We start from the raw sequence: 22456 nt of genomic DNA, 5'->3' as shown, positions 1-22456 counted from the left end.
CTTTTCATCGCGCGCGATATGCACAGAGGCGCTACAGTGTTAGCCAGGTTACATCTTGTGTGTGCCTGCCCCCTCTTTATCCCCGTCCGATTTCTCACAACAAGAAGGTATTTCCATGAAGATTCGTCGTACCCTCGTCGCCGCTGGCGCTGCTGCCGCCGTCGCCCTCGCTGGCACCCCGGCTGCTTCTGCCGCACAAGCTCCCGAGCCGCTGGCCACTGTTCTGACCGAGATCACCAACGTCGCTGGCTATGAGGCTCAGAACCTCATCCTCGTACCGGCGGCGCTGTCCTCCTTGGGCTTCCTGTCGAACCTGCTGTCCTAGTCCAGTTCACTTACCCCCACACCTCACTATTCAAGGAGACCCCATGAAGATTCGTCGTACCCTCGTTGCTCTGACCGCTGCTACCTCCCTGGCTGTAGCTGGCGCCCCGGCCGCTTCCGCCGCTACCTACCCGGAACCGCTCAACCAGGTTATGGATGAGATGGTGAAGTACGGCGGCCCGCAGGCGCCGAACCTTCTTCTCATCCCGGCTGCCCTGTCCTCTCTGGGCATTCTTAACTCTCTGCTTGTGATGACTACGGCATCCTCGCGAGCTTAAGAGTTTCCTGCGTTCGCTGAGGAGCGTTAAACGCACACCGCCCCAACTGCCAAAGTTGAAGCCCGTGATTCGAAGATCTGGGAAAACTTTGGCGGCTGGGGCGGTTCTCTATGAAGAAAAGGCTTACTTGTTCTCGGCGTAGCCCTCGGTGGACTGCGGGTCGCGGTCAAAGTCACCGGACTGCAGCGGGGAGGCAGACACGGTGGCGTCAACCTCGATGGTGCCGGTGTTGAAAGTGAAGGTCACCGGGCGGGAGCCGCCGAAGGCGAAGCCGTCGTTCTCCAGGGTGGTGGCTACGTAGGTGATGTTCTTGTCCTTGCCGTCCTTCGGGAGACGGTCCAGGTTCGTCTGGGAATCAGCGTAGAGGGCGTGATCGCGAGGAAGCGGCTCTGCGCCTTCCAGTGGTACGTCCTGGCCGTCGACGCTCACGGACTCGAGGACGACGTCGTCGACCTTGTAGCCCTGGTTGACGGCCACGAACTTCAGGGAGGTCTCACCGGTGTCCGGTTCAACCTGAATGGTGACGTCACGCACGGCCACCTTGCCATCTTCGGTGCTTGCGGATGCGCCGTCGACAGCAATGACCTTTTCCGCGGTCTGTGCAACATGACCGGCCGAGCAGGACGCCAAGGCCAGCGCGGAGAGGGCGGTAACTGACATGATGGCACCGCAGCGAGCGGCGGACTTCAGGGACTGCACTGTGAGTGTCCTCCATTGAATTGCGATCACAAAGCTTATCAACGCTTTAGCCTAGTACCTCCGCAGTAAAAGCACACAGTTTCCGACAAACCTCTTGGGTAAACCGGGGGTAGCCGCGCTTTATGTTGGCCGTCATCGTGGTGTAAAGCGAGCTGCTCTACGGGCTTGGGTGGGGGAGCAGTGCCGGAAAACTGCGTGCTAGAGTAGATACCCTGTATATGCGGCCCACTGAGAGTACGCCGAGAGCGCACGATGGGCACCGTCTCAAAGGCTTCATAAGGAGTGGCAATGGAATTTAAGGTCGGAGAGGTCGTCGTCTACCCCCACCACGGCGCCGCCAAGATTACGGCGATTGAAAAGCGCGAGATGGGCGGCGAGGAGCTCGAGTATCTCGTCCTCCAGATCAACCAGTCCGACCTCGTGGTTCGTGTGCCCTCCAAGAACGTTGAGATGGTGGGCGTGCGTGATGTTGTGGGCAAGGAAGGCCTCGAGAAGGTCTTCTCCGTTTTGCGCGAAGAAGACGTGGAGGAGGCCGGCAACTGGTCCCGCCGCTATAAGGCCAACCAGGAGCGCCTTGCATCCGGCGATATCAACAAGGTGGCAGAAGTCGTGCGTGACTTGTGGCGCCGCGATCAGGACCGCGGCCTGTCCGCCGGTGAGAAGCGCATGCTTGCCAAGGCCCGCCAGATTCTGGTCGGTGAGCTTTCCCTGGCTAAGCCGGTCGATGACAAGAAGGCGGACACCATGATGGAGGAAATCAACGCCACCATCGAGCGCCACCGCGCCGCCGGCTTGGTCGAGGACAAGTCCATCACCACCGACATTGACAATGACGTCGATCTCGATGACCTCTCCTTCGACGACGAAGACTAATACCCGCCGCGTGATCGCCCTCGTCGCGGCGGCCGGTCAGGGAACGCGCCTTGGCGCTGATATTCCTAAGGCCTACGTGGAGCTGCGCGGAAGTACCCTGCTTGAGCGCTCCGTGAAGGCCATGATTACCTCGGAATTTGTCGATGAAGTCATCGTTCTCGTCAGCCCCGCCATGGAGGATTATGCCGCCAGCATCCTCGACCGCATCGATTCTGATATGCCCGTACGCATCGTCCACGGCGGGGGTGAGCGCGCCGATTCCGTCTGGGCGGGCCTGCAAGCCATCCCAGATGAGGATGCCGTGGTGCTGATCCACGACGCCGCCCGGGCGTTGACGCCGCCGGGGATGATCGCGCGCGTCGCCAAGCGCGTGCTCGACGGGGCCACCGCAGTTATCCCGGTCCTTCCCGTGGCGGATACCATCAAAGAAGTCGAGGGGACCACGGTGCTGTCTACTCCGGATCGCTCCCGCCTGCGCGCCGTGCAGACGCCGCAGGGTTTTAACCTGGCCGCGCTGCGCCGCGCCAACCTAGACTATTGGGCGCAGGACCCTGACTTTGTCGCCACGGATGACGCCAGCCTGATGGAATGGCACGGCGAGCGCGTGGAGACCGTGCAGGGAGATACCTTCGCGTTTAAAATCACCACTCCCATCGACCTCGTCCTGGCGAAAGCCGTGACGGATGAGGCCGAACCGACCATCTTCGAGGTGCCTAGTGACTAACCCCATCATCCCGCGCGTGGGAATCGCCACCGATGCCCACCAGATCGAGCCCGGAAAACCCTGCTGGATCGCCGGCCTCCTCTTTGAGGACGTGGATGGCTGCGAGGGCCACTCCGATGGTGACGTGGTGAGCCACGCGCTTGTCGACGCCTTGCTCTCCGCCTCCAACCTCGGCGACCTCGGCTCCTTCGTTGGCGTGGGCCGGCCAGAGTACGACGGAGTCTCCGGAGCACAGTTGTTGCGCGAGTGCCGCGAGCTGCTGAAAAAGGAAGGCTTCATCATCGGCAACGCCGCTGCGCAACTGGTTGGCCAGAGCCCCAAGATGGGCCCGCGGCGGAAGGAAGCCGAGGCCGTTCTGAGCGACATCCTCGGCGCCCCAGTGTCCGTCTCTGCGACGACGACGGATCACCTTGGCTTCACCGGCCGCAAGGAGGGCCGCGCTGCCGTGGCCACGGCCGTAGTCTGGCGCGCTCCCAATTCCTAACGTAAAGTCATCAGAAAAGGAGGACGCTGTGGCTTTGACAATGCGAATTACCAATACCGAGGCACTTCGTGCTCGGCACGACGAACTCCTGCACGCCTTGGAAGCTGTGGTAGGGGAAAACCTTAGCTCTGAAGATTTGCGGATGCTTGCAGAGTCCGGTCGCTTTTCGAAAACAGAGCGCGCTCTATACGACGAGCTCCGACGCGTCGAGCTTTTGCTTGAACGTTAACGGTGGTCTGTATGGGGGAATGGGGCAACGTCTGACAATGGAATTCTTTAATTGGGTGCATGCCGTGCACCTGAAAGTGTTGCCCCTCAACGAAGAGTCCGATATTCGGGTGTGGACGGACCTCAATCCAGATGATGGCTCTGCACTATTGGAATTGCATGCCCCGTTGGTTTATGGGGTAGGAAGCGATAGCAGCCATAGTGTTTCCTACAGTGACCTTTTCGAATCTGTGGTTCGCTTTCACACGGCCGTTTCACCTGATGAATTGTCCCTCAGCATAAAGTCGAGCAAGTTTGAGCTACGGGTCGGGACCGCTCCTGGGGTTCGTTTCGAGTATGAACGAGACAATCGTGTCGCTCCGACGGCCCATATTCATCATTCAGGGGTGGCTGGCCTGTTGAGCCCAGCGCTGATGAAAAACTTTTCCGGAGTGAAGAATCGACGGAAGAAGGGAAAGATTGAGGACATACATTTTCCAGTAGGCGGCAGACGATTTCGGGTGTCTCTGGAGGATTATTTCTTCTTCCTTTTCGCGGAGTGCGGTTTTCGATCAAGACCTGGATGGAAAAGCTACCTCGGCAAAAGTCGGGAGAAATGGCTCGACGAACAGTTGCGCGGAGCGGTAGCTGATAATCCTGAACGAGCTGCGAAGGCCTTGCGGCAGATGGGATACGCCGTTGAATGGACAGGCACTGCGCCCGATTCTGATACATGCGACCATCGGCCGTGGTGAATTCCTACCTGGGGGTCAATTAGACTAGGCCAGGTGAGTACTTTGCGCATTTTTGATACCGCCACCCGCAGCCAACGTGAGTTCGAGCCGGTTCGTCCCGGCCACGCGTCGATCTACCTGTGCGGTGCTACCCCGCAGTCCCAGCCGCACATTGGCCACCTGCGCTCCGGCGTCGCCTTCGACATCCTGCGCCGCTGGCTTAGCGCGCAAGGCTATGACGTGGCACTCGTGCGCAACGTCACCGATATCGATGACAAGATCCTCACCAAGGCTGCTGAGAATAACCGCCCCTGGTGGGAGTGGGTCTCCACCTACGAGCGCGAGTTCACCAAGGCCTACAACACCCTGGGCGTTCTGCCCCCTTCGGTGGAGCCGCGCGCGACGGGCTTTGTCACCCAGATGGTGGAGTACATGCAGCGGCTTATCGACGCCGGCTTCGCCTACGCCGTGCCTAGCGGCACGGCGGGGGGAGAGGACGAATCCGGTTCCGTTTACTTCGACGTCGCGGCGTGGAATGCCACGGAAGGCTCGGACTACGGCTCGCTGTCCGGCAACCGTGTCGAGGAGATGGAACAGGGCGAAACAGACAACGCTGGCAAGCGCAGCCCGCAGGACTTCGCGCTGTGGAAGGCTGCAAAGCCGGGGGAGCCGTCCTGGCCCACCCCTTGGGGTCGTGGCCGTCCGGGCTGGCACCTGGAGTGCTCTGCCATGTCCACTTACTACTTGGGCAGCGAGTTCGATATCCACTGCGGCGGCTTGGACCTGCAGTTCCCGCACCACGAAAATGAGATCGCGCAGTCCCATGCGGCGGGGGATAAGTTCGCCAACTACTGGATGCATAACCACTGGGTCACCATGGCCGGTGAGAAGATGTCGAAGTCCTTGGGCAACGTCCTCTCCATTGCCAACATGCTGGAGATCGTCCGCCCGGTGGAGCTGCGCTACTACCTGGGCTCCGCGCACTACCGCTCGGTGCTCGAATACTCCGAGGAGGCGCTGACCGAAGCTGCGGCTGGCTACCGCCGCATCGAGGATTTCGTAGGCAAGTTCGAGGGCGTCGAGAAGGGCGAGTGGACCCCGGCCTTCGAAGAAGCGATGAATGATGACATCGCTGTGCCGAAGGCACTGGCGGAAATCCACACCACCGTGCGCGCGGGCAATAAGGCGCTGAGCGACGGCAACCGTGAAGAGGCTGAGCACCTCGCCGGAGCCGTGCGCGCTATGGCCGCGGTTCTTGGCTTTGATCCACTGGATGAACAGTGGAAAGATAGTGGCGAAGAAAGCGGCGCTGAAGCGGCCCTGGACGTTCTCGTTCGGGCCGAATTGGAGCGTCGCACCACCGCCCGCGCAGAAAAGGACTGGGCTACTGCGGACGCCGTGCGCGACCGCCTTGCAGCCGCGGGTATTACCATCACCGACACCGCCGACGGCCCCACCTGGTCCCTGGCGGATTAACGTCCTCTGCATACGCAGAGGACACCATAAGGAGAAGATCTATGGCACGTACCCATGGCCGCGGCGGCGCAGGTATCCGCAAGACGAATAAGAAGGGCGCCACGAAGGGCTCTGGTGGCCAGCGCCGCAAGGGCTTGGCAGGCAAGGGCCCCACGCCTAAGGCGGAGGACCGTATCTACCACGCCAAGCACAAGGCGAAGCTGGAGCGCGAGCGCCGCAATTCGGGCCGTCACCAGAAGGAGACCGCGGAGATGGTCGTTGGCCGCAACCCGGTCATCGAGTGCCTGCATGCCAAGGTGCCTGCTACCTCCCTTTACATCGTGCAGGGCACGCGCAATGACGCTCGCCTTTCCGAGGCGGTAGCCATGTGCAATACCCGCAACATCCCGATTCTTGAGGTCCAGCGCCACGAGATGGACCGCATGACCGGCAACGGTATGCACCAGGGCATTGGCCTGCAGATTCCGCCGTACAAGTATGCCGACGTTCATGACCTGATGGATCGGGCCCGCGATGCTCAGGAACCGGGTATGTTCGTCATCCTCGATAACATCACCGACCCCCGCAACCTCGGCGCGGTCATCCGCTCCGTCGCGGCCTTCGGCGGCCACGGCGTTATCATCCCAGAGCGTCGCTCCGCCTCCGTCACCGCGGTGGCCTGGCGTACCTCCGCCGGCACCGCCGCGCGCTTGCCGGTGGCTCGCGTGACCAACGTGACCCGCACGGTCCAGGACTTCCAGAAGGCCGGCTACCAGGTTGTTGGCCTGGATGCGGGAGGCGAGCACACCCTCGATACTTACAACGGTGGTACCGACCCCGTTGTCATCGTCATCGGCTCTGAGGGCAAAGGCATTTCGCGCCTCGTCCGCGAGAACTGCGATGCCATCATGTCCATCCCCATGACCGACTGGGTTGAATCCCTCAACGCCTCCGTGGCGGCAGGTGCGGTGCTTTCCGAGTTCGCCCGCCAGCGTCGCGCGGCCCAGAAGTAGGCTCACGCTTTCGTCGCCATGTTCCTCACGAGTGTGCGTCCCGCCCCGGAGCTTATTGGGGAGGGACTGCCCGGCGTGCCGGAACACATGCGCCGCCTGGGCGTGCTCATCGCAGCGCTGCCCGGCGGCGCCTTGCGTTTGCCTACGCCCGTGACCGTCGTCGTGGGGGATAACGGCGCCGGAGAATCCACGCTGCTCGAGGCCATCGCCGTGGGGCTTGGCGTCAATCCCGAGGGCGGCTCGCGCCACGCCCGGTTTGCCACCGGCGACGAGGACTATCCCGAGTGGCTCATCTGCTCGCGGGCGCACAACCCGCGCGACGTGTACTTCTTGCGCGGCGAGACCTTCCTCAACTTGAGCGAGTATCACCACCAGATCCACAGCCCGGAGAATCCCGATCCGCTCAGTGACCTGCCGTTTCTCAGCCACGGCCAGGGTCTGCTCGCCCTCGTCGAGAGACGCTTCCATTCTGACGGAATGATCATTCTCGACGAGCCGGAAGACGGCTTGTCCTATCCCCGGCAGGTCGAGGTTGTCACGCAGCTCGAGCGCCTCGCCGCCCAGGGCGCGCAGGTCATCCTCGCGACGCACTCGCCAGTCTTCCACAGCATGCAAGGCGCGACCGTCTACGCGTTCGGCGACAAGGGGATTGCGCCCGTCGCTCCCGAAGCGACGGAAGCTGTCCACGCCGCGCGCGAGTTCCTTGCCGATCCATTGGGAACCGCCGCGTTTCTTATTGGGGAGGGCGAATGAGAGACTTCTATGTCGACGCCTATGCCGCGCTGGACGGCGGCCACGGACCTGAGTGGGTGTCCTCCGTTCCTGGTTTCGTGGCGCTGCGACGCCAAGGACTGGACCTGCGTGCGCCGGTGACCGTGCTGACCGGGGACAACGGGGTAGGAAAGTCGACGCTCGCCGAGGGCATTGCCTTCGAGTACGGCTTTCCTGAGCGCGGTGGGATATGGGGTGTGCAGCGCTCCGCCGGTCCCATCAATCCCCTCCGGAGGTGGGCGAGCCTGCGGCTAGGTACCGCGCCCAAGGACGGCTACTTCCTGCGAGCGGAGGCGCACTACAACGTTGGTTCGACCGCGATGTCGCATGGCGAGTCCGTCATGGACGTCGTGCAGCGTTCCTTTGATGGGCGCGGGCTCTACATCCTCGACGAGCCGGAATCTGGGCTTTCGCTCGTGCGGCAGATGACGCTCATGGCGGAAATCCATCGCGCCGCGGAGGCGGGTGCGCAGTTCATCGTGGTGACGCACTCGCCGATTGTGGCAGCCATCCCCGGTGCGCGGATTGTTGAAATTACAGAAGATGGGTTCTTCCTTGAGCTGCGCGACGTGACACAGACGCTGGCGTTTCAGTCGTTGCGTGAGTTTCTCTACGCCTCCGGATGCTAGATTCAGGGCCGAGAAAGCTGGATGGCGATCTTTACTTCTTGGTTGCTGGCCAGTACTTCACATCTTGAACATTCAGATTGCGTGCGTGTGCCGAATACAAGGTTCTGGAGGATTGGGGTTCCACGGCTTAGAGACGAGGACAACTCGGTCCTTTGCCTGCCGTTTTCACCTTGTACAGATTCAGCTGCGGGTAACTTGAAGAATCTTCGCCAGCAAACCGTGACATCGAGAGTGCATACATGCACAGACGTGTGCAACATCACGCTGGGACGTAATAATTCTCTAGATAACAACGGGTCGCAAGTGTGATTAGTCAGTACGCGAGAAAAGAAAACCTACGCGATGGAACGCGACCTCTACGCGATCGTCAACGACATTGCCGACCACTACAACAAGGTTCACTGAATGATGAACTGAAGGATCTTTTATCCCTTGTAGGCCTTTCATTGCACCACAGTGTTTCCTGCGAGCATGCTTCGCTCGGTATGAAACAGCGTCTAGGAATCGCCAAAGCACTGGTCGGTAATCCACAATTATTGCTTCTCGACGCTCACCTACGAACGGCCTCGACCCGAGGTTGGGGCTGAGTGGAGTGAGACACGATGGGGCGCACGTGCAGTCTAGAGCCCGAAGAATTCCTCCACGAGCTCGGCAGCGATGAAGGAATCCGTGTTTTTACCCAGGCGTGGGTCCAGCTCGTTGCCCGACGGGATGACGTGGCCCATGCCCTCGACGCTCACGAGCTCGACCGGCGCGCCGGTGGCGTCTGCCGGCTCCCAGCGGTCGACAACGGTGTCGGGGAAAAGGTGGGTGCGCTCTGGGCCGGCGGCATGGTTGAGCTCCGCGAAGCGTGCGGCGTTCTCCTGCGCGCCGGTGACGGCACCGCGGGTGCGCTTCGGGTCAATGCCCGCCGTTCCGCCCGTATAGGGCGCGAGCCGGTCGCCCGTGCCGTGGACGAACATGACCGGGGTGGGTTGGTACGCCGAGTCCGGATTGGTGGGCGCATGGTTGGCGCCGGCGCCGAGAGTGGAGGCGAAGATGCAGGCGGCATCGGCAAGCCCGGGGGCGTCGAAGAGCAAGCGGATAACCATCTGCCCGCCGTTGGAGAAGCCGCAGAGGAACACGCGGCTAATCTCCTGCTCCGCGCGCAGCTCGTCGAGGATGGCGCGCGTGAAGGCGACGTCATCGATGCCCAGCTCGCGCGCGGCGACGGGCAGGGTGGCGCGGGCATCGTTAAAGTGCTGTTCCACGCCGGTGGGGTAGACCGCAAGCATGCCGTGGCGGGTGGCGAGGTCATCGAACGTGCCGTTAGTGAAGCGGCGGATGACGTTCGCGGATTGCAGGGAGCCGTGGAAGAACAGGAGGAGGTCTCTCTGGCGCTCGACGTCATCATTCGGGCGGTACACGAGGTACGTGCGGGTGCGGTCTTGTAATTCGAGGCTACGGCGTTCCAAAGTCACGCATCTAGCCTAATCCTGATGCGCGCAGTGCTCATCGTGCGTCGAGGTGTGGTGTGTCTCGGCGTCGGCGCGATCGGTGGCGGCGCGGAAGTGTTCCTGGGAGGCGCGGCGGGCGGCGACGTCGTCGCGGACGGCCTTGCGGCTGCGAGCCCAGCCGATGCCGCGGCAGACCAGGTAAATAACAAAAGAGATGCTCGTGACGAAGACCGAGACGGGCAGGCCCGGCGCCAGGGAGAGGACCAGGCCGCCCACGGCGGAGACCTCCGCGAAGATGGTGGACCACACCACCGCGCGCAGCGGGGAGGAGGTAATCTGTACCGCCGCTGCGCCCGGGGTGATGAGCAGCGCCATGACGAGTAGGGAACCGACGATCTGTACGGACTGCGCGGCCGTCAGACCAACGAGGATGGCGAAGCAGACCGCTAGGGACTTCACCGGCACGCCGGCGGCTTGGGCCATGACGGGATCCGCAGAGGCGAAGAGCAGCGGGCGCCAGAACAGCGCCACTACGGCGACGATGATGGCGGTCGTGGCGGCGAGTAACCACACCGAAGCGGAGGAGACGCCGACGATTTGTCCCGTCAGGAGCGTCATCGCGGTCTTGGCGTTGCCGGGGTAGAGGTGCAAAAAGAGCACCGAGAGGCCCAGGCCGAAGCTCATGACCACGCCGATGGCGCTGTCTTGTTGGCCTTTCAAGCCCAGCACCGCCAGGATGATGGCGGCGACAATGGCGCCGGCAATCGCGCCGAAGCCGATGTTCAGTCCGAACAACAGCGCTGCGGCCGCACCCATGAGCGCGAGCTCCGAGGTGGCATGCACGGAAAAAGACATCTGGCGCAGCACGATGAGCGAGGTCATCACTCCGGACAGGATGCCCAGCAGCGCACAAGCAACCAGTGCATCCTGTACGAAATCGACGCCCAGCAGGTACTGGGTGTCCTCGAGGAACTTAGACAACGATGAGCCTCCCATCGACGTTGAGGACCTTCACGGACGAGCCGTACAGCTCCGAGAGCACCTCCGAGCGCATGACCTCATCCACCGTGCCGAACATGTGCCCGTTGGGCGCGAGGTAGAGCACCTTGTCCACCACACCCAGCACGGGATTGATGCCGTGGGTGACGAAGAGGATGGAGGTGCCGCGTTCGTGACGCCACGCATTGAGCTTCTCGACGGTCGCCTGCTGCCTTCCCGGGCCCAGCGACAGCAGCGGCTCATCGGCAAGGATGAGTTCTGGGTCGTTGGCGAGGGCTTGCGCCTGGCGGATGAGCTGCTGCTGGCCGCCGGAGAGCTGGCCCACGCGGCGGTTGGCAATTCCGGTGGCGCCGACCTCGGCGAGGAGCTCGTCGACGCGGCCCCGAGCAGGCCGTCGGTTGCGCAGGGTGCCGTGGGCGAGGGACAGTGACACCAGATCCCGGGCGCGCAGGGGCAGGTCCTGGGGGAACATTCTTTGCTGTGGGATAAAGCCCACGCGGCACGCGACGTCCACGCTGCCCGCGGTGAGCTGGCGGGTACCCAGGATAGTTCCCAGCAGCGTGGACTTGCCCACGCCGTTGGGGCCTAAAACGGCGATGAACTCGCCGCGGTCTACGGCGAGGTTCATATCCGACCACAGTGGTTCTACTGCGGCATTCTTAAAGGAAATGAGCACTTATGCGGCCTCGAGTGCGCTGACGACTTCTTCGTAGTAGTCGAGGAAGTTGGTCTTCTCCGGCGGGGTTTCACCAATCTCTACCACCGGGATGTTCTTGTCCTCGGCGGCGGTGCGAATGCGCTTGGTCATGTCGGTTTCGGTCTGCGGGTTGAAGATGAGCAGGTCGATCTTGTCCTGCTTGATGTCCTCGAGGAAGTGCGCCAGGTCGGCGGCGGTGGGCTCGCCTTCAGCAACGGTGGCCTTGCGGTAGCCCTCCGGGGTGGCGTCGGTGCTCTCGGTGTATTTGAAGATGTAGTCCGCGATGGGCTCGGTCTGCGCGTAGTTGTGCTGCGGGAGCTTCTCGATGCGTGCCTTCAGGCCCTCCACGCGCTCGACCAGAGGATCGGCGGTGGCCTTGGCCTCCGGGTTGGCCTCGTTGACGAGATTGGCTACGTCGGTCGCCACCTTCTCGATGGCCGCGGCGTCGTACCACACGTGCTCGTTGCCATCGATGTTGGTGATCTGCTCGGGGTGCTCGGCGGCGATCTTCTTGGCCTCGTCCATGGTCACGGTTTCGCCTTCGTGAGCGTGGTCATGATCATGACCTTCTCCATGGTCATGCTCGTCATGACCATGTTCGTCGTGGTCATGCGCGTGTTCCTCGTGCGCATGGTCGTGTTCTTCTCCATGATCATGATCGCCATGGTCATGCGCGGTCAGCGGCAGGGCGTGGATGATCTCGTCCTGGTTCTTGACTGCCTGGTAGAGCCATGCGTCGTAGCCGCCGCCACCGGCGATGATGACGTCGGCGTCGTTAGCGCGCGCGATGTCGGCCGCGGTGGGTTCGAAGTGATGGGGGTCCACGCCATTGCCGCTCACGATGGGGTGGACGTCGATGTTGACGTCGGTCTGCGCGGTGTTGACGACCGCCTGGGCCACATCAGCCCAGATGGAGGTCGAGGCGACGACCTGGATGGTTTCCTTATCAGCACCGGCATCCGAGCCGCCATCGGCGTTATCGCCGCTGGCGGAACAGGCGCTTAGCGTGGCGGCGCCCAGGGTGGCAGCGAAGAGGAGGGCGGTGGGACGTCGGAAAGCACGGCGTGAGTGGGAAGTGGTCATGTCCCTATTTCTACGCTTTAGTGAAAATTGTTGTCAAATGATAATGAGTTGAAAACGGGTAGTGTTACCGTCATGTCCAAACGCAGCACGACGCTGGCCTCCCTGGCTGCCGAACTCGGGGTTTCGCCCACCACGGTGTCCAACGCGTATAACCGCCCGGACCAGCTGGCGCCTGCCACCCGCGAGCGCATCCTCGCTGCCGCGGCCGAGCGCGGCTACACCGGCCCGGATCCCACCGCGCGCAGCCTGCGCACGCGCCGCCAGGGGTCGCTGGGGGTCCTGCTCACCGAGCACCTGTCCTATGCCTTCGAGGACATGGCTTCCGTGGACTTCCTCGCCGGGATGGCGGAGGCTTCAGCGGGGGCGAGCACGACCCTTACCTTGATTCCCGCCGGCCCGGATACCGTGGGCGCCCCCAACGATGCCCAGGCGGCGCAACTCGTAGGGTCGGCGGCGGTTGATGGCTTCGTGGTCTATTCCGTGGCGGCGGGCGATGCTTATCTGGAGGCCGTGCGCCGTCGCTGTCTGCCGGTGGTGGTGTGTGACCAGCCCACGGATTCGGGCCTGCCCTTCGTGGGCATCGACGACCGCGCCGCGATCGCCCCGGCGGCGCAGGCGCTTGTCGACGCCTCCCATACCCGCATCGGCATCCTCACCATCCGCCTGCACCGTGAGCGCCTCGACGGCGAAGTGACGGCCGAACAGCTCGCCGCGGCGGACATGCACGTCCAGCGCTCGCGCGTGCTGGGGGCGCTGGACGTCTTCGCGCAGGCGGGCCTCGATCCTTCAGATATCCCCGTGGTGACGCGCCACATCAACGACCCGCGCACCGCCTATGCGGCAGCCGAAGAGTTGCTGAGCGCCCACCCCGAACTCACCGCGGTGCTGTGCACGACGGACTCGATGGCGCTCGGCGTGATAGCTTATGCCCGCGATCATGGAATTGCTGTGCCCGAGCAGCTTTCCGTCACCGGATTCGACGGCATCGCGCCGGCCCTAGCGCTGGGACTGAGTACCGTCGTACAGCCGAATAAGGAGAAGGGGGCGGCAGCCGGGCGCATGCTGGCCAGTCTCATCGATGGGCGCGGCGACGTACCGCGCGCGTTGTTGGAGACCACCTTCCATCCTGGGCGGACCGTGGCCCCGGCTGGGGCTTAAGCGCTGTGCTGCGCGCGGGCGGCGGCGAGTTCTTCGAGGAACTCCGTCACCGCCGCGATATCGGGCACGCGTAGCGCCGCTTGCGTTGCGCCCTCACCGACCTTGACGCCGAGGTCCGGCGGTTGGTTGAGCATGGCGAAGCCGTCTTCGTCGGTGGTGTCATCCCCTAAAAAGACCACCGCCGTGGCGCCGACGCGCTGGCGAAGCTTCTCAAGCCACGTGCCTTTCGTGGCCTGCGTAGCGGAAAATTCGACGACGCACTTGCCCGCAGTCTTAGGGAAGCCATCGGCGCTGAGAGCCTCGCCTTCTGCATAGGCCGCGGCCGCCGCGTCAGGATCCTGCAACTCTAGCGTCCGCAGGTGCAGCACGCGCTGGAAGGGTTTGACCTCCAGTTCCGCGCCGGGGTGGCGCGCGATGATTTCTTTGAGTTCTGCTTCTTTCTTCGCCAGGTGAGCTTCCATCTCCGGAGTGAGGGCGGAATCCTCCCAAGAGGACTCTGCGCCATGCGAGCCGCCCAAAAGTACCGGTTCACGCAGCGGGCAAACCCGCTTTAAGCCTTCGAGATGCCGACCGGAGAGTACCGCGGCGGTGGTGTTCGGGAGCTCCGCTAGGGTGGCCAGGGCGTCGAGTGAGCGCTGCTCCGGCTTTACGTCATACGCGTTGCGCGCGAAGCCCGCTAAGGTGCCATCAAAATCGGACACAACCGCGAGGTGTTCAGTGGAGGCGAGAGCATCAATCATGCTCCCCACCCTAGCGCTGAAAACTTCAGGGCTACAGCGAAGCCATCCGGATGATCGGTGAATCCACTTTGTCGGTGCGCAGCGTCAATACGAGTTGGTTGTTGGGGTTAAGCGCAAAGCCGAATTCATGGCCTTCGGCGATGAGGTTGCGCATGAGCGAATCGGCCCACCTGACCGAGCCCTCGCAGTCTTCACCGTTCGGTGGGCTCTCGTAGGTGGCTTTTTCTACCCTCATCACGTCACCCTCCCAGATCGTGGAGGCCTTGTTCCCTTTGTGGAAGGAGACCTCGGCGGTGAAGGGGACGCAGCCGGTCGAGCCCACGGCAGTGTGCTCACCGAAACTCATGTGCGGCACTTGCGCGGTATCGGCTGGGAGGGAGGATGGCGCGTCCGGGGAGGTATAAAGGTTGATGACCTGCCAATCCTTGCCCACGATGCGATCATCGCCGCGCGGCGTGGGCTCCTCGTCCGCGGAGCCGCACCCGGTGAGGCCACTTGCGAGCAGCGCCGAGGTGAGCACAGCGGTGAGCGCTGCGGCGGGGCGGCGTCGCATCATGCTTCCTCCTGATCCAACGCGCCGAGGAAGGACTGCGACCACAAAGCGATATCATGCTGGCGCACCTGCTCGTTCATGGCAGTCATGCGCTCGCGCATGGTCTCAGGCGATTCCTCCAGCGCCTTGACCGCGGAGAGCAGGGCGCGCTTGATGGATTCGATGTCGAAGGGGTTGCACAGGTTAGCTTGAGTAAGCTCTGCCGCCGCACCTGCGAACTCGGAGAGCACGAGCGCGCCGGAGCCATCGCCGTGGGAGGCCACGTATTCCTTGGCCACTAGGTTCATGCCGTCCTTAAATGGCGTGACCAGCATGATGTCCGCGAGCCTGTAGTAGCGGCGCAGGACCTCCTTCGGAACGGAGCTGTGCTGATAGTGCACCACCGGCGCGCCGAGGCGCCCGAAGCACCCATTGATGCGGCCTACGGCTTCCTCCACCTTCGAGCGCGTGGCGCGGTAGTGGTCGATGCGCTCGCGCGAGGGCGTGGCCAGCTGCACGAAGGTCACCTCTTCTGGGTCCAGCGCCCCGGTTTCGAGGAGCTCCTCGAAGGCAGTAAGACGCTGCAGGATGCCCTTTGTGTAGTCGAGGCGGTCGACTCCCAAAATGACGTGCGTGGGGTTACCCAACTCCGCACGTAGCTGGGCGATGTCCCCCGCATCACCGCCTTCAGCGAACTCACCCGCCGCAATGGAGATGGGAAAGGCACCGATTCCGACGGAATGCCCACTACTGGTCACGATGCGCGCGGTGACCGCGCGGGTGCTCACTTCACCTTCGACCTTCAGGCCCTGGGTGCGGGCGAGCTCTAGGAAATTGCGGGCGTTGGATTCGAGGTGGAAGCCGATCAGGTTGGCGTCGAGAAGCCCCCGCACCAACTCCTCACGCCACGGCAGCTGGCGGAAGAGATCCGGGGAGGGGAAAGGGATGTGGAGGAAGAAGCCGATGGTGAGATCGGGGCGCAGCTGGCGCAGGATGCCGGGCACGAGCTGCAGCTGATAGTCCTGAACCCACACCGTGGCATTCTCCGCGGCGACAGCCGCTACCTCGTTGGCAAAACGCAGGTTGACCTCGCGGTAAGCATCCCACCAATCGCGGTTGTAGACGGGGGTGACGATGAGGTCGTGGTAGAGCGGCCACAGGGTGGCGTTGGAAAAGCCCTCATAGAAGGCCTCAAAATCCTCCTGTGTCAGGCGCACCGGGTGAAGGAGGACACCGTTATCCGTGGTGAAGGGCTCGGGAGCTTCGTCGGCTACGCCCGGCCACCCCACCCAGCAGCCCTGGTGTTCTTCCAAGACCGGGGAGAGCGCGGTGACGAGGCCGCCGGGGGAGGCCTTCCACTCGCGGGTGCCATCGGCGGCGGTCTCGAGGTCCACTGGCAGGCGATTGGCTACGACGACGAAGCTATTGGTGCGCCCGGACATAGCTAGGCCTTCTTTGCGGCCTTTTTAGTTGCCTTCTTCGTGGCCTTCTTAGTTGTCTTCTTGGTGGCTTTCTTCGTGGCCTTCTTAGTCGTCTTCTTCGTGGATTTCTTAGAAGCCTTCTTCGTGGCCTTCTTGCTGCTCTTCTTGGGGGCAGCATCGGCTTGCTCGGCCAGCACCTTGCGGTGGACCAAGCCTTCTGGCTCGACGCCCAGCATCGACATGAGGGTCACGCCGTCGAGGAAATCCTCCGCATAGGTGGCGACAACGCGGCGCGCGGAGCGGGCGGTCTCCTCCTCTACTGCGTGAGTCTGGTCAGCCGCGGGCTGGGTATCTGTGACCTTTGGTGGCACGGAGTCCTCCTGGGATGAAGTATGAAAGCTTTCAGACCGGCTATTCTACGCTATTGCGACTTCGTTGGGGCGCTCGGGTCATCTTTGCCGGGCACCGTGTAGGTGGGGCGCTGCGCCGGAAATTGCGTGGTAACGGGCCACATGTCCGTGATGGCATCGCCCTGCTGGAAGCGCGCCTGCTGTGCGGGTGTCGGTGGTTTGGGCCCATATTGCGGCGGCGGGGCCGGCAGATTGTGGCGCGGGGCGAAGGGAGACAGGGGCACGCGCGGGATACGGGCGCGCTGCGCCAGGCGGGTGGCGCGCGCGAAGGAGAACGTGCCCAGGCGCTTGAAGGCGGTGTAGGGGCGGAAGTACTGCGGGCGGCGCAGGCGGCGGGCGACTCGCTCGCCGAAGACCACGCCGGCGGCAAGTGCACCGGCGATGGCGAGGGCGCTGGCCAGGTTGGTCAGGCCGGTGATGAGCTGCTCGTTGAGCATGGCGTACATGCCGCGGTACAACGTCAGGCCTGGAAGCATGGGCGTATAGCCCACGATCATGGTGATGAGTGGCGGCATCATGTAGCGACGGGAGAGCAGGCCGCCGGCCAAGCCCACCGCTGCGGCAGAAATGCCCGAGGCAATGACGGCCCCGACGCCCAAGAAGACGACGAGGAAGTAGTAGAACACCATACCGGCGGCGGCCGTGAGACCGGAGATGGTGACCTCGGACCAGGAGGCTCCCAGCGCCAGTGCGAAGGCGGCGGAGCCGATGCCGCCGCACAGTACGAGCAGTGGGATTTGGTGATAGACGGGCGGGGCGAGCGTGGCTAGTGGGGGAAGGCTAAAGCCCAACCACGACGCCACCTGGATACCCAGGCCCACGCCGGCGATGATGGCGCCGGTGGACATGAGAGCCTCAAAGAACTTCGCGGACGAGGTCACGGGTGCGCGGGTGATGCCGTCCACGAGGCACTGTACGAGCGTTAGTCCCGCCACCAGCACGACGATGCCGGAACCGATGATTTGGGAGGGCAGCATCTGGATGCCAAATCGCGCGAAAACGTTGTAGAGGATGGCCGCGGGAATGACGGCAAGCAGGCCGCCGACAAGGTTCTGATAGAACGGCGGCAGCCGGTAGCCGGCGAGGAACATATTCGTGCCCATGATGAGTGCCGAAATGAGGAAGGTGACAACACCGACGAGAAGGTCACCGCCCAGCATCACGGCGATGAATCCACCCATGGCACCCCACGCGCTGACGATGGTGGTCTTGGAATAGGGGTTCTTCATCGCATCGATGTCATCCAAGATCTTCTCCGCCATTGCCGGTGGCGTAGCACCGGAATGGATGGAACGGATGAGCCTGTCAACGGCGGATAGTTTGGTGAAATCCACGGCGATGCTCGGCGCCACGCGGAAGACGTGGAGGTTGTGCCGATCCGGCCCTGTGCCGATGGCGGTGTGGATAGTGATGGTATTCATCAGGATCGACACGTGGCAGTAGTGCAGGCCATAGGAGGAAGCGACGAGGTGAATCTGTGCCTGCACGTCGGTATTGGCTGAGCCCGCTGCGATCAGGATTTCGCCGACGCGCGCGGCGATCTCCATGACGCCGGTGACCTGGGCCGGATCGGTGAGATCAACAGGGGCGAGCGGGGAGGGCGGCGGTGCGGCCTTAGCGGCGTCAATGGTGGCGACCGGAGCCGACCGGTGCAGCAGGCGCTGGCGCAAGGAAGAAAGAACAGACACGGAAAAGAAAGACCTCAACAACACTTCTGGGTTCGGTAAGTCAGCACTTTAGTAACTGCCGCGGATTTATGCACCTGCCAGTGCTTTTCGGGCCCCTGACGGCCGCTTTTTCGCAGTGCAACCACCCTGGCTTTCCGTCCATGGGGTGGGCTCAGGTACGATTCCCCATAGCGGATGAGCCGCGGTGCTGGAGTGGCGCAATCGGTAGCGCAACGGTCTTGTAAACCGTAGGTTGCGAGTTCAAGTCTCGTCTCCAGCTCAAAAGGGCCTTTTTCAAGGCCCTTTCTCTCTTTTAGGGCCTATTCGGCGAGGTGGCCCAAGGCGACCTGACTTAGGTCATGGGTGGGTGAGTAACGTCACTCTTGACACTGTTACCTGTTGGTTTTCGTCGGTGGGGAGGAAGTTTTCCGCACTAAGTGGGTAGTGCCGGGGGTGTTCAGTAGTCTGATTTTTGTGAGTCCTTATATTCGCACCGTCAAGACCGCTTCTGGGGCGATGGCGGTGCAGGTTGTGTTCTCTGAACGCAAAGGTGCGAAAAGGATGAAGCATATCGGTTCAGCGCATTCAGAGTCTGAGCTTGCGCTTTTGCGGGCTGAAGCTCAACGCATCGTTGATGGTGACCAACTCGCAATGGACTTCGGCGAGGTTAGACACATCCCTCCGGCAACAGGCAGCGTGTCCAACCCGCTGCCGGTAGTCGGTCAGCGGGCCGGATACTTGCTGGACTGTATTGATGCGTGTTTCAACGAGTTAGGTCTTGCTGCAGCAAGCGGTGATGATCCGGTGTTTCGCGATCTGGTGCGTGCCCGGATTATCAATCCCGGATCAAAGCTGGATTCCATCGAGACTCTTGCCGAGGTTGGCATCACCAGCGCAAGCTATCGCACCATCCAGAGGCGTCTTTCCTCCTTCGCTACCGAATTGTTCGGGGAGATGCTAACCCAAGCGTTGGCCCATCATGCAGGTATCGGGCCAGGTACTTTTATTTTGTACGACGTGACCACCTTGTATTTTGAAACCGATACTGCTGATGAGCTTCGCAAACCTGGTTTTCCCAAAGAGCGCCGCCTAGAGTCGCAAATCCTTGTCGGGCTGCTTACTGATGCCACTGGGTTTCCACTGCATGTGGGCGCGTTTGCTGGGAACTCGGCAGAAACCCACACGATGCTGCCGATGATCACACGGTTCCAAGAGGCCTACCAACTCGATGAAGTAACCGTCGTTGCTGATGCGGGCATGTTTTCAGCGGCGAACAAACAAGCGTTGATAGATGCAGGGCTGCACTACATTTTGTCGGTGAAAACCCCCACCGTGCCTGAGGTGATCGAAACCTGGCGGCAGGAAAACCCCGGTGAAGACTACACCCACGGCCAGATCTGGACGCAAGCCTCGGCAAGCGATGGACGCAAGCACGCTACCCCGAATTCGGTGACCCACTTCCAGTACTCCCATGATCGGGCTAGACGCAGCCTGCGCGGAACCAAAGAGCAAGTCGCGAAAGCCAAACGCGCTGTTGACGGCGATATCGCAATCAAGCGCAACCGCTATATCGATCTTTCCGCCCCGAACAAGAAGGTCAACTATGCTCTTGCTGCCAAGCACCGAGCCCTAGCCGGAATTAAAGGCTACGAGACCGACCTTGTTAACTTGCCTGCTAACGAGGTGATCGGGCATTACCGCAGGCTGTTCAACATTGAAAAGCCGTTTCGGATGTCCAAATCAGACCTGAAAGCACGCCCAATCTATGTCAGGAAACAAGACTCGATTACAGCACATCTCCATATTGTGATGGCAGCACTAGCCGTGGTCCACCTGATGGAGACCCGCAGTGGTCAATCCATCAAACGCCTGGTGAGAACACTCAAGAAATACCGCAGCTTTCAACTCGTCGTTGGCGGCGAAACCATTCACGCCGCCGTACCACTCCCGCCCGACCTGACCGCCACCATCCAAGCAATCACCGGCCGCGAACTTCCGCACTAAATTGGCCTAAGTCAGGTTCAAGTCTCGTCTCCAGCTCAAAAGGGCCTTTTTCAAGGCCCTTTCTCTCTTTTAGGGCCTATTCGGCGAGGTGGCCCAAGGCGACGTCGATAAGCGCGCGGCGCCTTTGCGGCGGCAGGGGGCGGTCGGTGAGGTGATCGTGGACCCACAGGCCGTCGGCGATGATCGAGGCCAGCACGACGGATTCATCCTCCGAGACAGGATCGGGGAGCCAGCGCCTGTCGACGTCCCTCCACACCTTCTGGAAGTCCGGATGGGACTGTGAGTGGATGGACATGAGCAATTCAATGAGCGGGTCATTCTTTCCCATGGACTCCAGCGCGGCACGGTAGCGCTGGAGTGGGCTCAGCTGGTCTGCCGTCTTGCCGTCGGAGAGACCGACGAGCTCTTCCTCCCAGCGCTCCGCGCAGAGCTTGTGGCAGTCAATGAGCAGCTCGTGGCGGGTGGGGAAGTGGTAGATGAGCCCAGACTTACTCATACCCGTTGCGGTGGCCAAGGAATCGTAGGTCAGTGCGTGGACGCCATCCTCTTCGATGATGGCGAGCGCCTTTTCGAGCGCCTCAACCTTCTTGCTAACGCGTGGCATCGGCACCTCCTGAGGTTGGATTGCTGCGGAAGCACCAGCCGGTGACCGCGGCAAAAATGAGCATGACTACGCCGAGCCCAGCGGCGGTGGCTAGGTAGGCGTCGTTATACGCGGCGCCGGCGGCCTCCGCGAGTGCGGGGTTGTGGAGTGCTTCCATGCCTAAGTCCTGGATGTCCTCGGGGAGCCCGCTCTTGTAGAGCATCGGCAGCACTGATCCAGTGACCGCAATGGACAGCAGCGTACCGAATTCATAAGACACTTCCTCCACGCCCGCGGCCATGCCGGAGCGTGACGCAGGAGCGGCACCGATGATGGCAGTGGAGGACACCGACATCACGAACCCCGCGCCGAGGCCAGTGATGAACAGACCAGCCAGGTATGCGGGGAAGACCTCGTGCGTGCCGCCCCACACCACGCCGCCAATGCCCGCTGCCATGGCGAGGAAGCCGCCGGCGATGATGGGCAAGAAACCCCAGCGGTGCAGGTTAGCCCCGCCCAACGCGGACATCGGCAGCGCCGCAATCGCGATGAGGGAAATGATGAGCCCAGCGTGCAGCGGGGAATAGAGGTCCACCAACTGCAGCTTCTGCGTGGTGGTCATTTCCAGCCCTGCCATGCCAAACATGGCGCCCGCTGCGGCCAGCACGCCGCCGCTGAAGATGGGCGAGCGGAAGATATCGAAGGTGAGAAGAGGCTCCTCCAGTTTGTGCTGGCGGCGAGTGAAGAGGATGGCACCGATGAGGCAGGCGGCCAGCGCGCCGCCAATAAGCATGGCGTTGAGGTGTGAGCTGGCGACAGACTTGATGACGAGCACCAGCGAAGCCAGGGTGATGAGCGCGTAAAGGGAAGACAAGAAATCCCACTGCTTCGCCGGGTTCGCCACATTAGGCGGGGCGAGGAAGGCGGTGAGGATGAGCGCGATGATGACGATGGGCACGTTGACCAAAAAGACCGAACCCCACCAGAAGTGCTCGAGCAAGAAGCCGCCCACCGTGGGGCCCGCCGCCGCGCCCACGACGGCGATGGATCCCCAAATACCGATGGCGGTGTTGCGCTCAATCTCATCCTCAAAGGTCAGGCGAATCAGCGCCAGGGTAGCGGGCATCATGATGGACGCACCGAGACCTAGGAAGGCGCGAGCGGCGACGAGCTCCCACGCGCCGGGGGCGAGTGCGGCGGCCAGCGAAGCGATGCCGAAGACCCACAGGCCGATGACGAACATACGGCGGTGGCCGATCTTGTCACCTAACGTGCCGGTGCCTAGGAGGAGGCCAGCGAGCATGAGCGCGTAGGCGTTGATGATCCACAGCTGCTGCAGCGAGGTGGCGTGCAGCTGCTCGGAGAGCTCCGGCAGGGCAGTGTAAAGGATCGAGTTGTCCAGGCCGATCATGAGCAGACCCAAAGAGACGACACCAAAGAAGGTCCACCGGCGGGTCGCTGAGGTGCGCAAGGCTTCTGCCGAGGCTTTCACGCGTACATCTGTCATGCTGCGAAACTATAGCGAACGGTCGTTG

The 22456-nt window shown here is 62.3% G+C and carries 25 protein-coding genes and 1 tRNA gene; 14 read left to right on the top strand and 12 right to left on the bottom strand.

Annotated features, from left to right (window positions below):
* Nucleotides 1–115 precede the first annotated feature (115 nt).
* Together HMPREF2760_RS07065 and HMPREF2760_RS07060 are read left to right on the top strand one after the other, a co-directional pair.
* Entirely contained in the window at nucleotides 116–325 is a 210-nt protein-coding gene (locus HMPREF2760_RS07065; protein ID WP_049154730.1) for a hypothetical protein, read from the top strand.
* Nucleotides 326–368: 43 nt separating this feature from the next.
* Nucleotides 369–602 (top strand): hypothetical protein, encoded by a 234-nt coding sequence (locus tag HMPREF2760_RS07060; RefSeq protein ID WP_046647225.1) that lies wholly within the window; start codon nucleotides 369–371, stop codon nucleotides 600–602.
* A 123-nt stretch (nucleotides 603–725) separates the two neighbouring features.
* Here the strand turns inward: HMPREF2760_RS07060 and HMPREF2760_RS07055 are convergent, their stop codons facing one another.
* Nucleotides 726–1301, bottom strand: coding sequence for a hypothetical protein (locus HMPREF2760_RS07055; protein ID WP_049154731.1), 576 nt, complete (start codon nucleotides 1299–1301; stop codon nucleotides 726–728).
* A gap of 288 nt (nucleotides 1302–1589) precedes the next feature.
* Here HMPREF2760_RS07055 and HMPREF2760_RS07050 point away from each other — a divergent pair, with 288 nt between their 5' ends.
* From HMPREF2760_RS07050 to HMPREF2760_RS12555, 9 genes are all read left to right on the top strand, one after another.
* Complete coding sequence (locus HMPREF2760_RS07050) at nucleotides 1590–2174, top strand: CarD family transcriptional regulator (protein WP_070511088.1); 585 nt, start codon at nucleotides 1590–1592, stop codon at nucleotides 2172–2174.
* On the top strand, nucleotides 2146–2898 hold the full coding sequence (gene ispD, locus HMPREF2760_RS07045) for a 2-C-methyl-D-erythritol 4-phosphate cytidylyltransferase (RefSeq protein ID WP_046649266.1): 753 nt from the start codon (nucleotides 2146–2148) through the stop codon (nucleotides 2896–2898). The genes HMPREF2760_RS07050 and ispD overlap by 29 nt, the downstream gene beginning before the upstream one ends.
* On the top strand, nucleotides 2891–3382 hold the full coding sequence (gene ispF / locus HMPREF2760_RS07040; protein WP_070596946.1) for a 2-C-methyl-D-erythritol 2,4-cyclodiphosphate synthase: 492 nt from the start codon (nucleotides 2891–2893) through the stop codon (nucleotides 3380–3382). The genes ispD and ispF overlap by 8 nt, the downstream gene beginning before the upstream one ends.
* 248 nt (nucleotides 3383–3630) lie before the next feature.
* Nucleotides 3631–4344, top strand: coding sequence for a hypothetical protein (locus HMPREF2760_RS07030; protein ID WP_071406933.1), 714 nt, complete (start codon nucleotides 3631–3633; stop codon nucleotides 4342–4344).
* Between the two features lie 33 nt (nucleotides 4345–4377).
* Entirely contained in the window at nucleotides 4378–5799 is a 1422-nt protein-coding gene (gene cysS / locus HMPREF2760_RS07025) for a cysteine--tRNA ligase (RefSeq protein ID WP_070596943.1), read from the top strand.
* Between the two features lie 41 nt (nucleotides 5800–5840).
* Nucleotides 5841–6791 (top strand): 23S rRNA (guanosine(2251)-2'-O)-methyltransferase RlmB, encoded by a 951-nt coding sequence (gene rlmB / locus HMPREF2760_RS07020; protein ID WP_070596942.1) that lies wholly within the window; start codon nucleotides 5841–5843, stop codon nucleotides 6789–6791.
* Between the two features lie 18 nt (nucleotides 6792–6809).
* On the top strand, nucleotides 6810–7544 hold the full coding sequence (locus HMPREF2760_RS07015; protein ID WP_070596941.1) for an AAA family ATPase: 735 nt from the start codon (nucleotides 6810–6812) through the stop codon (nucleotides 7542–7544).
* Complete coding sequence (locus tag HMPREF2760_RS07010) at nucleotides 7541–8191, top strand: AAA family ATPase (RefSeq protein ID WP_010188886.1); 651 nt, start codon at nucleotides 7541–7543, stop codon at nucleotides 8189–8191. Before HMPREF2760_RS07015 ends, HMPREF2760_RS07010 begins: the two co-directional genes overlap by 4 nt.
* A gap of 305 nt (nucleotides 8192–8496) precedes the next feature.
* Nucleotides 8497–8778: an ATP-binding cassette domain-containing protein gene (locus tag HMPREF2760_RS12555; RefSeq protein WP_080550367.1), complete on the top strand. Its 282-nt coding sequence runs from the start codon at nucleotides 8497–8499 to the stop codon at nucleotides 8776–8778.
* 33 nt (nucleotides 8779–8811) lie between these two features.
* Here HMPREF2760_RS12555 and HMPREF2760_RS07005 read toward each other — a convergent pair whose 3' ends face one another.
* Genes HMPREF2760_RS07005 through HMPREF2760_RS06990 form a run of 4 tightly spaced genes read right to left on the bottom strand, consistent with a single transcriptional unit; the run spans nucleotide 8812 to nucleotide 12406 of the window.
* Nucleotides 8812–9651 carry a CE1 family esterase gene (locus HMPREF2760_RS07005; protein ID WP_070522820.1) on the bottom strand — a complete coding sequence of 280 codons (840 nt, stop codon included), beginning with the start codon at nucleotides 9649–9651 and terminating at the stop codon, nucleotides 8812–8814.
* Nucleotides 9652–9660: 9 nt separating this feature from the next.
* The gene (locus HMPREF2760_RS07000) at nucleotides 9661–10623 is read right to left on the bottom strand and encodes a metal ABC transporter permease (RefSeq protein ID WP_185963225.1); all 963 of its coding nucleotides are present in this window, start codon (nucleotides 10621–10623) and stop codon (nucleotides 9661–9663) included.
* Nucleotides 10601–11302, bottom strand: coding sequence for a metal ABC transporter ATP-binding protein (locus HMPREF2760_RS06995; protein WP_070596939.1), 702 nt, complete (start codon nucleotides 11300–11302; stop codon nucleotides 10601–10603). The genes HMPREF2760_RS07000 and HMPREF2760_RS06995 overlap by 23 nt, the downstream gene beginning before the upstream one ends.
* Nucleotides 11303–12406 carry a metal ABC transporter solute-binding protein, Zn/Mn family gene (locus HMPREF2760_RS06990; RefSeq protein ID WP_070562298.1) on the bottom strand — a complete coding sequence of 368 codons (1104 nt, stop codon included), beginning with the start codon at nucleotides 12404–12406 and terminating at the stop codon, nucleotides 11303–11305.
* A gap of 72 nt (nucleotides 12407–12478) precedes the next feature.
* On the opposite strand from HMPREF2760_RS06990, the gene HMPREF2760_RS06985 reads away from it, so the two are divergent.
* A complete protein-coding gene (locus HMPREF2760_RS06985; protein WP_070522832.1) occupies nucleotides 12479–13564 on the top strand; it encodes a LacI family DNA-binding transcriptional regulator in 1086 nt (361 codons plus the stop codon).
* On the opposite strand, the gene otsB is transcribed toward HMPREF2760_RS06985, so the two are convergent.
* From otsB to HMPREF2760_RS06960, 5 genes are read right to left on the bottom strand one after another with little or no spacing between them, the layout of a single operon-like run.
* Entirely contained in the window at nucleotides 13561–14304 is a 744-nt protein-coding gene (otsB, locus tag HMPREF2760_RS06980) for a trehalose-phosphatase (protein ID WP_070596938.1), read from the bottom strand. The genes HMPREF2760_RS06985 and otsB overlap by 4 nt on opposite strands.
* A gap of 31 nt (nucleotides 14305–14335) precedes the next feature.
* Nucleotides 14336–14860, bottom strand: coding sequence for a hypothetical protein (locus tag HMPREF2760_RS06975; RefSeq protein ID WP_070562292.1), 525 nt, complete (start codon nucleotides 14858–14860; stop codon nucleotides 14336–14338).
* Complete coding sequence (locus HMPREF2760_RS06970; protein ID WP_070596937.1) at nucleotides 14857–16278, bottom strand: alpha,alpha-trehalose-phosphate synthase (UDP-forming); 1422 nt, start codon at nucleotides 16276–16278, stop codon at nucleotides 14857–14859. The genes HMPREF2760_RS06975 and HMPREF2760_RS06970 overlap by 4 nt, the downstream gene beginning before the upstream one ends.
* A 2-nt stretch (nucleotides 16279–16280) precedes the next feature.
* Nucleotides 16281–16628 carry a hypothetical protein gene (locus HMPREF2760_RS06965; protein WP_046649277.1) on the bottom strand — a complete coding sequence of 116 codons (348 nt, stop codon included), beginning with the start codon at nucleotides 16626–16628 and terminating at the stop codon, nucleotides 16281–16283.
* A gap of 50 nt (nucleotides 16629–16678) precedes the next feature.
* Nucleotides 16679–18355: a threonine/serine exporter ThrE gene (locus HMPREF2760_RS06960; RefSeq protein WP_070596955.1), complete on the bottom strand. Its 1677-nt coding sequence runs from the start codon at nucleotides 18353–18355 to the stop codon at nucleotides 16679–16681.
* A 186-nt stretch (nucleotides 18356–18541) separates the two neighbouring features.
* Between HMPREF2760_RS06960 and HMPREF2760_RS06955 the strand changes: the two genes are divergently transcribed.
* Both HMPREF2760_RS06955 and HMPREF2760_RS06950 read left to right on the top strand, forming a co-directional pair.
* Nucleotides 18542–18614 (top strand) — tRNA-Thr (locus HMPREF2760_RS06955).
* A gap of 242 nt (nucleotides 18615–18856) precedes the next feature.
* Nucleotides 18857–20338, top strand: coding sequence for an IS1634 family transposase (locus HMPREF2760_RS06950; RefSeq protein WP_210386348.1), 1482 nt, complete (start codon nucleotides 18857–18859; stop codon nucleotides 20336–20338).
* A gap of 76 nt (nucleotides 20339–20414) precedes the next feature.
* Here HMPREF2760_RS06950 and HMPREF2760_RS06945 read toward each other — a convergent pair whose 3' ends face one another.
* Nucleotides 20415–20942 carry a TetR/AcrR family transcriptional regulator gene (locus tag HMPREF2760_RS06945; protein WP_070596936.1) on the bottom strand — a complete coding sequence of 176 codons (528 nt, stop codon included), beginning with the start codon at nucleotides 20940–20942 and terminating at the stop codon, nucleotides 20415–20417.
* Nucleotides 20929–22428 (bottom strand): MFS transporter, encoded by a 1500-nt coding sequence (locus tag HMPREF2760_RS06940; RefSeq protein WP_046649280.1) that lies wholly within the window; start codon nucleotides 22426–22428, stop codon nucleotides 20929–20931. The genes HMPREF2760_RS06945 and HMPREF2760_RS06940 overlap by 14 nt, the downstream gene beginning before the upstream one ends.
* Nucleotides 22429–22456 lie beyond the last annotated feature (28 nt).

The organism is Corynebacterium sp. HMSC065D07, from assembly GCF_001810695.1.
In the GTDB taxonomy this organism is placed as follows: domain Bacteria; phylum Actinomycetota; class Actinomycetes; order Mycobacteriales; family Mycobacteriaceae; genus Corynebacterium; species Corynebacterium hesseae.
This window is presented reverse-complemented; position numbering and strand designations above follow the sequence as displayed.